Annotated in this window: 4 protein-coding genes; 3 read left to right on the top strand and 1 reads right to left on the bottom strand. The window is 39.7% G+C overall.

Features of this window, described 5'->3' with window-relative positions; translation table 11 throughout:
- The 3 genes from JSS34_07020 to JSS34_07010 all read left to right on the top strand — a co-directional run.
- A partial coding sequence (locus JSS34_07020; GenBank protein ID MBS0186072.1) for a hypothetical protein occupies positions 1-738 on the top strand: 738 nt, incomplete at its 5' end.
- Between the two features lie 469 nt (positions 739-1,207).
- A complete protein-coding gene (locus tag JSS34_07015) occupies positions 1,208-4,438 on the top strand; it encodes a hypothetical protein (protein ID MBS0186071.1) in 3,231 nt (1,076 codons plus the stop codon).
- 319 nt (positions 4,439-4,757) lie between these two features.
- The gene (locus JSS34_07010; protein MBS0186070.1) at positions 4,758-12,275 is read left to right on the top strand and encodes a hypothetical protein; all 7,518 of its coding nucleotides are present in this window, start codon (positions 4,758-4,760) and stop codon (positions 12,273-12,275) included.
- A 64-nt stretch (positions 12,276-12,339) separates the two neighbouring features.
- On the opposite strand, the gene JSS34_07005 is transcribed toward JSS34_07010, so the two are convergent.
- Positions 12,340-13,727: AAA family ATPase (locus JSS34_07005; protein ID MBS0186069.1), on the bottom strand; the 1,388-nt coding region annotated here is incomplete at its 5' end.

Below are 13,727 nucleotides of genomic sequence, written 5' to 3'. Positions count from 1 at the left end.
AAAAAATATATATATCTTAATGGTAATTATTTAGGTGCTTGGCATGAATTTTTTAGAGTTTTTGTTTTACAAGATCCTCTAAATCATGAAAGTCTCCAAAAGTGGACAGATTTAACAGCAACAAAATTTAAATCTTATGCTGGTTATCCTCTTGCCTTTAAAGCAATTGCAGATAAAGACCTCCCTGCACTTGAAAAAGCCTTTAAAGAAATTATGAAAGGTCATAAACAACTCTGTAAACCTTCAGGTTATTTTCAACTCGAAGATAATTTTATAGCGATCTGGCCTCTTGCAATTTTGAATCTTGCCCGATTTAAAGGGCTCTTTTTTGAGGTCAACAGCCCTTATATTCCTGAAAATCTTCTCATCACTCCTGAAGAAGTGAAGTCATCTTTAGAAGCTTGGGAAAAAGAAAAGAAAACTTTTAAAGTCCAACCTCCAACGAAAGAGCTTCTTAAAGAAGAAGAGTTTTATAAATTGCTTGTTGAGAAAAAACTTCCTCAAGAATTTTTTAATGATTTGTTTTCGCTTTATAGAGCTTCAACAACAGAAAGACCCGAGCCAGCACGCAGCAATTTTGTAGGTATTTTTAATAATGATCGCACGTATAAAAAATTTAAAAAATATGTTCCGCTTATCCCCAAATATCTCATTGAACGCATTATTGATCTCATGCTTTCAAAGTCGACGTATCATCAAAAACAATGTGATGAATTGAAAGCACTTATTAAAGAATGAGCCTTTGAATCAGTTAAGTCCTTCTAGCATATGGCAACCTTTACGAGTGCAGCCTTAGGAGGGCTTTTTGGAGAAGATGTTGCCACTGTTGCACATTTGACGGGCACAGCCATCACCCACAACTATATGACATCTGCTGTTGAACAAGCCGTCCGGAAGCACCTTGGCATTCCGGACGTTGAGGAAGAGGACGTGCTAGGTACAAGAAATTTATGTCCGATCCGCTTGTGCTATGCCTTGTTACTTAAATCGTCCCTATCTATAACAACAAACGCGCATTTTTTACTTTTGAAATCAAACTATTTATGATAGCCTTTTTAAATAGATAGAAAAAAAATAAAATCTAAACGCTTAAAAACAGGTAAAAAACTTCAGAATTTTTGAGATTAAAAGAAGAAGCTTTTTCTTCTTAAGTAACCTATTCTGAATAAAAAAAGAGGCCAATCCCTTTTAGGGGGGTAAATAAAAAATGAAAATAAAGAGCTTCCTTTCTCAGCTCCTCTGCAGTGTTGTTATACTTGTTGCTATAAATGCACAAGTCAGCAGTATGACAGATATTCTCCCAGCTCCCCTCCCCATTGGAGGAGATGGGCCTATAGTACCTTCTATTCCGGAAGTCCTTCCGGTCGTAACACCAATTGCTGATGCAACACTTACCCCTCCTGAGCTTCCACGAAATGTGGATATGCTGGATCCTTCAACGCTTTCAAATATAGAGTCCATAGCTCTTTCTAGTAACTATCACGTTGAAGCAGGAAATATAAAAGTCTGGGCTCCTGATCCTCATACGCTTGAAGTCGATCAATTTTCTTCTGCAGCCTCCCATGATCCGAGCGTTGGAATTATTAACTTTAACCGTCTTTCAACACTCCCAGGCGAAACTTTCCGCATTCTTTATTTTAACAGTGATGGAACGTTAAGAGATAATCCCCTTGATAGCACATTGCTGCGTGTTATTGGTGGAGAGGCTTCTCATTTGAGGGGAGAATTCGTAACGTCAGGAAATGCTGTTCTCAGCAATCCTGCTGGTATTACTCTCGAAAAAGGATCAGATATTTATGCACATGGAATATTAGCGACAACATCCCACATATCAAATGAGGACTTTTTAACAGGAAGCCGTACAGGAAATTATAATTTTACAAAGAGTTCTCAAGAGGGTGCAATTATAAATAATGGTAATCTCAATATAATGAGGGGAGGATTTGCAACGCTCATTGGAAAGAATGTGAAAGATGATGGCGTCATCGTAGGTCAATTAAACCGTGTTGTTATTGCTGGTGCGGAATCTTATGTCCTCAGTTTTGATAACGAAAGCCTCATTGGATTTGAAATCAAATCAAACAAAGAACAGAATGAAAATCTCTCTAAAGGATCAACAGTAGAACATTCTGGGTCAATTGTTAACAAAGGCGGACTTGTGCTCGTGACAACAAAAGATGCGCAAAAATTTGTTTTTGAAGATTCCGTCAATATAAAAAGCATTCCTCAAGCTGAAGCGATTGAAGAAAAAGATGGCGTCATTATTCTCAAAGGAAAAATTTCAGTAGATGGACTGCAAAATGGCGGAAGCATTTGGGCAGAAAGCAGCAAAGATATGACTTTAGAAAACGCAACTTTAACAGCCAACGGCCTGACTCAAAAAGGCGGAAACATTAAGGTTCTTGCGCCTGAACTCCGGGCATTTGGCACAACAATAAAAGCGGATGGTAAACGAGGGGGAGGTCAGATCCTTTATGGAGGAGATTTTCAAGGAAAAAATCTAAACATCAATAATTCAAAAAACGCCTTTTTAGATCCGAACACGATACTCACAACCAACGCGCTTGAAAACGGAGACGGCGGACAGGTCGTTGTTTGGGCCGATAAGCTGACTCAAAACTGGGCTACAATAGAGTCTAAAGGGGGTGCACAAGGTGGAAATGGAGGGCCCAAATTAGAAATCTCTGGAAAAGAAAAGCTTATTCATCGCGGAAAAATTGATACCAGTGCTCCAAAAGGAGAGATGGGTACGATCTTATTTGATCCACAAAACATTCAAATTATTGGTGGGGGAGGAATCTATGCAAACTATAATTATGGAGATTCTCCTGCAATTGGCACAAACGCAATAGATCCTATAAATTTAATAAATATCGGCAACATTCTTTTACAAGCAACCACTGACATTACAGTTACAGATGGATTTACGCTTACAGATGGACAAAAACTCGACATGAATGCTGGACGCAATATTATCATAAACGCTAATATTGCGACAACCAATGCAGACATGACGCTCATCGCAAATGCAGCGAGTGCTGAGGGTCAAGGATCTCGAACAGACACAACACCAGGTGGAATTACAAGCACAGGTCATACGCTTAGCTCTGGAACCGGCCTTATGAAACTCACTGTTGACGCGGGTGATGTAAATACTAGACCTGCAGGACCTATTTACGTTGGAACTCTCAGCGCTTCAAATAACATTACAGTGACAACCCCTGATCAACTTCAACTTAATAGTAATATCACCACGACCACAGCAGGAGATATCAACCTCACAGGAGGATTAGGGATTTTTACTCCTACCACTACCACGATTGCAGGCGCCGGCAACGTCACTCTAAATAATAATATCATTGGAACTGCGAAAGACCTAACCATAACTGCAGGGGGATCCGTAGCGCTAGCAGGAGGTACAAACCTTCATAATTTTTCTGTAACAGCTCCACAAGGCATAAGTATTAGCGCTGGCGTTTCTTCAGCAAACAATCAAACGTATACTGGAGATGTAACATTAACCGGAACACAAAATATGACGTTTGCTTCAACAGCAGGCGATTTAACTTTTTCACGTATAACTGGGAACGGTCATAATCTTGCGCTTAACGCTTCAGCAACAGGAATTTTAACCTTTGGACCGACGACAAATGTAGGTGCTTTCTCTGCAATGGGAGCAAATAGAACGCTTCTTAATGGATCAGTGAGTGCCGGGAGCCAAACATATGGAGCGCCTATAACCTTAAATGCAGATCTTACCTTGCAAACAACAACGGGAGATTTAACTTTGAATAGCACCGTTGTCGATAGCACTGCTTATTCCCATGCCCTTACTTTAGATGTTGCTGGAAACCTTGTTCTTAATTATGGACTTGCGAACAACTTTATAAATCTTAAATCTCTCACCATCACAAATGCGACAAATCAATTAGGAACTTTGAATCAACCTGTTCATGTCTCACTTGGGGATCATCTAGCTCCAACGCTTCCGAATGTTCTTTCTTTAGGAAGTAAAAATGGAGGATATTTTTCGGGAGCACTTAATGGTCAAACTACAAACGCTCAATATTCAACGCTCATCATTCCAGGAGCAAGTGGTGCTTTTTATGTCAATGGTACTCCTCTTTCTTATCCACCCACTTCATCTTCCCCAATGACACCTCAACAAGAAGCTGCAAATGATCAAACAGATGCTGCGACAAGATCTCTTAATGTTCAAGATGAGGTTGTCACACAAGATGAAAAGGAAGCCGATGATGAGACTTTAATCCAAGGAGCAGATAAACTCCACTCGCACAAACGTTCAAGAAAAACATCTTCCGCCGCACAAGCACTCACCTCTATAACTGATTTTACATCCCCTCTTCTTATGAAAACAAAACAAGAACTCATTAAAGCCGCACAAGAAGCCGCAGAAAAAGAAAGTAAATCCCAATAAATAAGGCTCTTAACTGGTTTAACCAGATAAGAATAACTTTCCTTTTACTTCTTATTACCTTTAGAAAAAAAGTTTTATTTCCCCTCTTCATAAAAAAATATATAGAATCAAGACCTTTTTTTAAAAAATTTTAAGAATTTTAAAAAAAGCTTTTCATCTTTATAAAAAATGTTGTATCATCCTGCATTAAGAAAGCTTTTATATCTTTCTTCTTTTTTATGCTTAGAATAAACTTTATCTTTTAAACACATTACTCTCTTCAAAAATATCATTATTCACGTTTGAGCTACTTCAAAAAAATTAAGAGGAAAACCACTATATGAAGGCTTTTTTTTATCGCATTATCACCAATCTTCTTTGTTTTTCAATGAGTTTTGGACCAGTCTTCTCAATGGATTTAGGAGAAGATAGTTTTGATGGAGCTGGAGCAGATGGAAATGGAGTCTATCATTATGCAACCTCTGACGATCCTTATGGATTTTTGAATATAGGTGAAACAGATCTCGATCGAACTAAATTTTTGAGCCGTAAACGTGCCATATTTCCTAGTGCAGAAACTTCTGATGAGTCACTAGATCCTGCAAGAGGACCAGTTATGGTGGCTTCGGCACCAGCATTTTATGATACAGCTGGTACATATGTGCCCCTTCCTGGACAGCGAGCTCCTGGTGTTTCACGAACTCCTGCAAAAGAAGCAGTTATGGTGGCACCAGCAGTTTATGATACAGCTAATACATATGCCCTCCTTCCTGGACAACAAGCTCCTGGTGTTTCACGAACTCCTGCAAGAGAAGCAGTTATGGTGGCTTCAGCACCAGCATTTTATGATACAGCTGGTACAGATGTCCCCTTTCCTGGACAACCTCTTGGGCCTGTGCACGCTTCCGCAACAGAAGACGACCAATATCATAATATCGCAGGAGCATATAATCCAAACCAACTGTATCAGGAGTTTATAGCTCCTACAGCTGATACAGTTTTTGCTATTCCAGCAGAAGGCTATGAACAGGCTGTTCCGGGTCAAGAGGGTGTGTATTATGCACTGAAAAAAGAAGGTAGTAAGGGCCAAATTTATGCGCTTCCTGGAGCTGTTTATGAGGACGCTGTTGCGGGTCAAAATCAGGTTTATGCAGCAAAGGAACTTGTAGAAACGTCATTTACGACTTGGAACCCGCTTCATTATACCATGGAAGGAGAAGGAGAAACAGCTGGAAATAAAAACACACCTCCTGGAAGTGATCAAGCGAAAGATTCTCCCCCTCCTATATCTGGTCCTAGACGTTCTAGCGACAATGATGCCACGGGAAACTATGTCGTTGTTTCGGATTTTCCTGAGGATAGTTCAGACGCCCCTTTAGGAGGCTCAACTGTTTTCTCCAGAGAAAACGATGACTGGGATTCTGATACATATAATACAAAAAATCCTCTCCAGCCCCATATCGATGCCCTCTATGCCTTAGGGCGCTCTAATGCACTGAGATGGGCAGATTTGCAAGGGTTCTCGGGACGTTTCTCTTCTCTTATAACTAGAGGAAATTGGCCGAAAGGAAGATCTTTACCTCTTACTGATGAAAAATCATTAAGCCGTCTTTATGGTTTTGATGCATTTTTTCGAAAAACTGGTGATACCTTTCGTTCAGAGATTAAATTTTTAGTCCCTGCTTATTTTCTTTATGAAATTATATCCTCCCACTCTTCGCTATCTATCTTTGGAATTTTTATTGGAGAAAGTTTTCGAGACCTTAATGGAATCCCAAACTTTTCAGCCAAGGAAGCTGTTTTCATTTTCTTTACTCTTCCTGTGCTCCGAGGAGCCTATAATGCTTTTTCCAATGCTCCGTTAGGAAATCAAAAAACTTCTCAATCCATACGTACAACGGATCTTTCGCTTCTTAAAGAAACATCTTCCCATTGGTTGTGGAATGATTTGATTCGAGCAAGTCTTGTTTCTCCTCCACTTCACGGTGCGCTAAGGCGTCTCGTCAAAGGCTTACTTTGGGATGATAATATTTCTGAACAAGAAGCCCTCAACATTTTAGAAAGTATATACGCGTTTTCTCAATCGCATAATGCACTCAGCTGGATGTCGGCCGTAGAGGCCCTTTATAAGATTGTTCATGGAGTTTCTGTAAATGATTTTGACAGATTTGAGAAAAAGAAACAAAATCAACTCATGACTGTTAAAGCAAAAGCTTACGCTTATCTTTTAGAATTAGAGAAGAATCCAAATAATAATTGGATACGAAACATTTATCTTGATCTTACTTTTTGGAAATTAGGCCTTTCAAAAAGTAAAACAAAAAGCGCTTTATGGGTAACTTTTCGAGTTGTAAAAGGAGCTCTATATCTCTTTTTAGCTGAAGGAACATTTAACGGCATTATTTCTCTTGCAAGCTCTTCCACAAAGGATCCTTCTCAAGGTGGTTCTTTATTTGCAGGATCAGAATTAAATAATACAAATACAATACAAGAACCTAATATCTCAACGACAGTAACTACATCGCGCGCAGCGCCACCTCCACCATCTATTACAAATGCATCTACCAAAACCTCTCTTCCACCTACTGTAACGTCCTCTGCTGCACCCCCGCCTCCTCCTCCGGCGCCACCTCCACCATCTGTTACAAATGCTTCTACCACAACCACTCTTTCACCTATTGTAACGTCCCCTGCTGCACCCCCGCCTCCTCCTCCGGCGCCACCAGCACCTCCAGCCACAAATGCGACTGATACAACACCAGCACCTACTCTCCCACCTACAGTAACGTCGCCTGCTGCACCTCCTCCACCGCCCCCAGCACCTCCAGCCACAAATGCGACTGATACAACACAAGCACCTACTCTCCCACCTACAGTAACGTCGCCTGCTGCACCTCCTCCACCGCCACCGGCACCTTCAGCCACGAATGCGACTGATACAACACCAGCTACCACTCTTCCGTCTACAGTAACGTCACCTGCTGCCCCACCACCACCGCCACCGGCACCTCCAGCCACAAATGCGACAGCTACAACACCAGCCACCACTCTTCCGTCTACAGTAACGTCACCTGCTGCGCCACCACCACTTCCACCAGGGTCTACAACCACAACTGTTAATCCTCTCATTTTAGACTCTCAGAACCAGCTCGTGTGTCTTAATGCTGTCATTCAAGCTTTTAATACGTTCCCAGGACAAAATGTTACCGATGCTATTGGAGCTTTTAAAGTCTTCTCGAACCTTCCCTCTGAAATTGATCTTGATCTCTCCGGAAAAGGTCTTTCAGGGCAAACAATTGCAGCCCTTTTGATAGGGTTCAATGCCACACAGCCAAATGTTAAGCTACGATCTGTTAATTTAAGTGGGAATATCGTTGCAAATAACGCAGTGTTCCAATCTGTTCTTTTGGCTCTTCCTTCATCTCTGCAAGAATTCATATGGCAATTTGATGAGAGTTCAGGTCTCTTTAACCCAAGCGATGCCCTAAATTTTACAACACTTAAAAGATTTTCCTCCTTAACGCACCTTGACCTTGGAGGCTGGTATCTAGGAAATGTAGATGGGTATCTCCTTTCACTCTCTCAAACTTTTCCGTTTCTTTCCAATTTAACATATGTGAATATGTCTTCAACACACATGGGACAGCAGTCTACAACAGAAACTAGCGTTTTTCTAACAACACTCTTCAAGAGCTGCCAAAAACTTCAGACTGCTCTCTTTTCGAATAACCTACTTGGAACTTATCCTTCTCATATAACCGCACTCCAACAGGGTCTTCAAAATTGCTCCTCACTTCAAACTCTCTTACTAGATAACAACCGCATAGGATTTAATGATTTTGATACCGCCTCTTCCTTTTTACAAAGTTTAAAAGAAACAAATATCGCAACTTTGAATCTGAGAAATAATTACATAGGCTCTCAAAATTCGACAACTGGTCAAACCCATGCAAATGTTCTTGCCACCTCCCTTCCCATAACTTTAACTGATTTTGATATCTCTGGAAATTATTTATCAAATAGTCAATCAGACCCAGATTTTAGAGCGCTCGCATCGGGTATAACAAATCTTCCGTTACGAAGTTTATATATTGCACGTCAGTCTGTGAATGCTGCACCTATCAACACAAATTTTACAGATGCTTTGCGCACCTCTTGGACCAATCATTCCCTTTCTTCTCAAAACACAGATCTTTTTTCTCTTCTTTCTCCCGCTGATGTGACAGCATATTTTAACGCTCTTTCCTCAAATGCAACAACCCTTGATTTTTCTCAAAAACTGACACCTCAAATCTATTCTTCTGTTGCATCTGCCATTTTAAATTTGCCGAATGCGACGAAAGCTAGCATTACAAAAGTAGATATTTCCGGAAATAATAATATGGGCCCTCTCATCCCAAGCTTAGTTCCCACCCCTTTCAGCCAACTTCTTGCACCAGCCATAGGAACACTTAGTAATCTTAAAGAACTTCATATTGAAAACAATGGCATTGTTGCTCTTTTAGACCAAAGCGCTTGGGCAAATGCAACAGCAAAATTCCCGCTCTTAAGAAAGGCTTATTTTCAAGGAAATTCTTTTGGACGAGGTGATTTTTCTGGATTGGGAAGCGCTTTCAACCAGACAAAATCTTTAACAACTTTCAATTTAGGAAGTGATCCAAATTTATCTAATACCCCAAGTCCTATTGCTTCTCTGGGGTCTAGTTTTTCTTTCTTAACAAATTTTACAACTTTTCTTTTAGATCATAGTTCTATTTTTGGAGCTACCTCCTCTGCACCAACCAGCGGAGCTAATCTTTTTAATTTCTTTAGAAATCTTCAATCTGCATTTGCTCTTACAGACCTCAATCTTAGCTTTAACCTTATAGGAAAATACAACGTCTCAGATGGCGTATATGTTGGAAACACTCTTCGATCCTTAAGAAATATGACAGGTTTCGACATTTCATATAATCCAATCGATGCCCTTGGCTCTCAAGGAGCTCAAGCCATTGTTGATTCTATTCTTTTCCTTCATACAAATGGCAAGCTTAAAACATTCAATCTTGCCGCAAGCATGACGCTTCCTTCCTCTTATTGGACACAAAATCAAGCCGCATTCCGGAACATTACCAATCCAATTATTCTAGGTGCTTGTCCTGCCTATCTTTCTGCTCTGTTGAATGTGACCAATTCCTCAAGCAGCGCTCCCCATCAAAGACGTTCTCTTTCTGAATTAGATACTTCTAAATCTGCCGCTCTTCCCTATGTTTCAGCTTCGGGCAAAATGGAAGGTTCATATGGTCCTGCTTCTTTTAAAGAATCTGCAGATTCAGAGTCTGTTTTCGGCTCTGAAATCCTTTCTCAGACAAATGGAAACACACCGCCTTCTATTTCTGAAGACATTGAACCTGCATACGCTGAATATGCAACGTCTGGTGCTTCCTCTCTTCAGCCTCCTCAGCCTTTTAGATTTATCTCAAGCCTTATAGGAAGTGCTCTTCAGTATTGGCGTGGGGCTCCTCCTTCTTTATCCCTGACCGCTCATGAATGGGAAAAAATGCAGACTCCTTCTTTAGGAATCCCATCGTCAAATGCCTCTCTTCCTGAGAAAGATACACAACAACCCACCCCCAAGAGCATTCCTCTTAATGGAACAGCGTCAATAAATGAAAAGAAACCATCAAAAGACACATCAAAAGATCAAAAGAAATCATCGGTACCTCGACCAGACTCTCAAATTAAAGAACCTTATGTAAAGACATTTTATAATCAAATAGAGAGTGGCGTCGTTACAGGTCTTTGGCTGTGGACGATGGCTGAAAAATGGGCTGAATGGATGCTGGAAGAACCCGAAGAAATAACAGATGGCATACCCTTTGAATCTGAACATAAAGATCGCTTAAGATCCGCTTTAAAGAAAGCAGAGCCTACTCTTTGGACACTTTCTGATTCAAAAGATCAATCAACGCTCACGCAATTTGAAGATTTACGTGATATCCTCACCCAAAAACTTTCTATGCTTTCAAAAGAAACAGTTGTCAGCAAAGCTGAGCTCACAAGGTTTGAACGAAATCTCGCTCTTTTTAAAAGTGCTCTTAAGGATGAAGAAAATTCACTTTCTTATTCTCGAGAATTCAATCACAAGCGAGCTGTCCTTGAAGAAGCGTTTAAAACCTTATTTCAAACGCTTGAATTTATGAAAACTAACCATCAAATGGGTGATGAAGCGCTTCAGGAGCATCAAAAGTATCTGGAGTCCTATCATCGTATGTTCCTGAATCTAGAAAGCATCCCTGAGCTTCACATGAAGAAGCAAGCACTCAGAGAAATTAAACAAAATCTTGATACCTTGTCACTCTCTCTTAATATCAGACACGCATTAAGAAACCTTTCTTCTCTCTTTGAAACTTTAAAGAAAGACAAAAGGTTCACAGAAGATGATTTTACGACCTATCAAGGGCACATTACAAAATCTGAAGAATATCTTCTTGGTGCAAACAGACTCTTTGACGTTCAAGAGAGAAACAAACATCTTACTGAACTCAAAGGATATCTTGATTCTTTATCAGAGCATCTTGAAGTTGAATACACGTTAAAAGACATCTCTGCCCTTCTTGATACTTTACGAAGAGTGAATGAAATTTCAGAAAGAGATTTTAATTCCTATCAGTTTGATTTAACACGTCTTGCACGTGATTTTCAGGATTCAGTAAAGAGTGCGGATCCAGTGGAAAAACAAAAAAAGCTTTCTGAGCTTAAAGGAAAAGCTTTTTCTCTTTCAAGGTTTCTCCAAGACACGCATGATATAACAGTGCCTGAAACATATTCCCATAAGAAAAACGCTCTTTCTAATTTTGTTTCACTTCATCAGAAACATGCCTGGATCGAGATGCTTTTAAAGAGATTTTCCTCAACCCTTGACTTTTTAAGAGCCGAAAGAAGCCTTCCACAAGCCGAGTTTGAAGATTATCAAACGTCTTATGAAAAACACAAAGCCTCCCTTCTGAACTCTGAAGGCCTGTTTAATTTCCAAGAAAAAAAGGATCATTTAGAAGCTCTTAAAGCCGAACTTGATAAAGCCTTAAAGTCTCTTCAGAAAAAACATGCTCTTAAAGCGGAAGAAATACGTTTTCCCGTAAACGACACTTTCTCAAGCTTCGTTCCTTTCTATAAAGAACGTTTACGTGTTGAACATATTATTAGAAATCTCGCAGAAACACTAGAAACTCTCAGGGCTGAAAAGAAAATGTCTTTGTGGCACCTTGAGGCTCATTTAGAGGCGCTTGAAAGACATAATAACGTTCTTTCTAATATAGAGAAACTTTCTCAAGCCTCCGAAAAACATACGAAACTCAAAGAACTCAAAGAGAGCCTTTTCTTTCTTGCTGAGCGCCTTGAGGACCAATATGGAATTAAAACACCTATTGATGTCTCTGCCCTTCCTCCTGTCTCTGAAGAACAGCGCTCCTTCTCTCAAGCGCGTCTTTGGGTCAGGCATTTTCTTGAAAACATCTCAGATGCGCTTCAAACAGTCTTTGATCAAAAAAAGATGATGGAGGGCGAATATAAAGAGCATCAAACCTATCTTGAAAAAGCTCGACACATGCTTCTTGCCTTAGAAAATATCTCCAATACGCAAAAAAGACAATCGGATCTTAAACGACTTAAGGATAGTCTTGAGGTATTTTCAAAATATCTTAAAAAGACATATCATGTTAAAGTCGCCGGACCTTTTTCTTTCAAAACAGTTGAAGACCCCGTGGGACCAGAAGAAAGCCTTCGGAACTTGTTTGTTGATTCTCATGCATCTTTTGAACTAGAACCTTCTATTATTGCTCACAATACACGTGCAAATATACCAGCCTATCTTCTTTAAGAATGACGAGAGAAATTAAAAAGTTAAACTTTTGAGCTCTGTGGAGATGTATAAATTTATCAAATTATATATTTGAGACTTCATGTAGAAGACAAAACTTCTTTCCAGAAAACGCAAGGCCGATTTTTAAAAGGCGCGTGAGTCCGCGTTGTTTGATTTCTGCATAATAAGCTTTTTGCGTCATTTGGGTAAGGGCTTCTTGGGCTTCTTGTTTAAGAAAATTTGTCATTTCATGAGAAGAAAATGTTCTCCCCTCTTCTTCTTGAACACGCTTAAATTCCATCAGAATGCTGAGCGTTTGAGGTTCTCTTGCTATAATGGCATAATCATAGCGCCCTTTTCCGCTTTCACGGTTGGATCTAATTTCATAAAGGGGAGAACCATGAAGACTTGCCGTAAGTCCAATCATAAGTCCATGATAAAAAACTTCAGGGCTTCTTCCTGTATCATGGACACTCACCGTGTGATCAATAAGCTCCTTTAACTCAGCAGAAAACCTCTCCATATCCCCTGTCAAAAGCGCATTCAAAAATTGAGTATACCACTCAAGCCCATAATCTTGGACAAACCATTCCTTGATTATTTTTTTAAAAAGAAAGCTTACTTCTTTATTGGGAATTGCGAGTGAACAGAGAGATCCACCCTCTGTCAATTGACGACCCATTGCCGTTAAATATCCAGTCATCAAAAATAAACTCCAAATTGATGTTGGATTGTTTTTTTTTAGATCAGAAAACATCACATTTTCATCTATAAATTTTTCAAGAGAATTTCCCTGAAGAAGTTTTTCAAAATCGTCCTTAATAGAAAAACTTGACCCTGAAAGAAGTGATTTAATAAGTTCATTATCGGATGTATTTACCCAATAGGGCTGAAGGACTCCCCCTTCTTGAATAAAATTAAGAATCGACCACGGATTGTAAACCATTACATCCGCCATATGGTATCCATTATACCAATTCTTAACATCTATTATTTTTTTATCCATATGCGCTTGCATCAAAAGATCTTCAACTTCTCTTTCCGTAAACCCAAAATAAGAGCTAAATTTTGAATTTAGAACAGAATAAACCTTTAGATGATTAAGGCCTGAGAATAAACTCTCTCGTGAAACCCGTAAAATTCCCGTAAGGACAGCTTTATAAAGACAGGGATTGTCTTTGAGACCTGCACTTAAGAAATTCCGGAAAAAAGAGATGATTTTATCATAAAATCCATTGAGATAGCCCGCATGGATCGGTGTATCATATTCATCAATAAGAATAAGAGGTTGTTTTCCGTGATGTGCAAAGAGATACTCAGTGAGAACCTGAAGAGAATCTTCAATCTCTACTTGACGCCCATCTCCTCTCGAAATATGGTTATAAAATGATTTTTGCTCCTCAGAAAGCGCATCGCTTTCTTGAAGATACGAAAAACTTTGATAAAGACGCACAATAATTCTGTGGACTT

This window comes from Pseudomonadota bacterium, assembly GCA_018242545.1.
In the GTDB taxonomy this organism is placed as follows: Bacteria; Pseudomonadota; Alphaproteobacteria; order 16-39-46; family 16-39-46; genus 16-39-46.
This window is presented reverse-complemented; position numbering and strand designations above follow the sequence as displayed.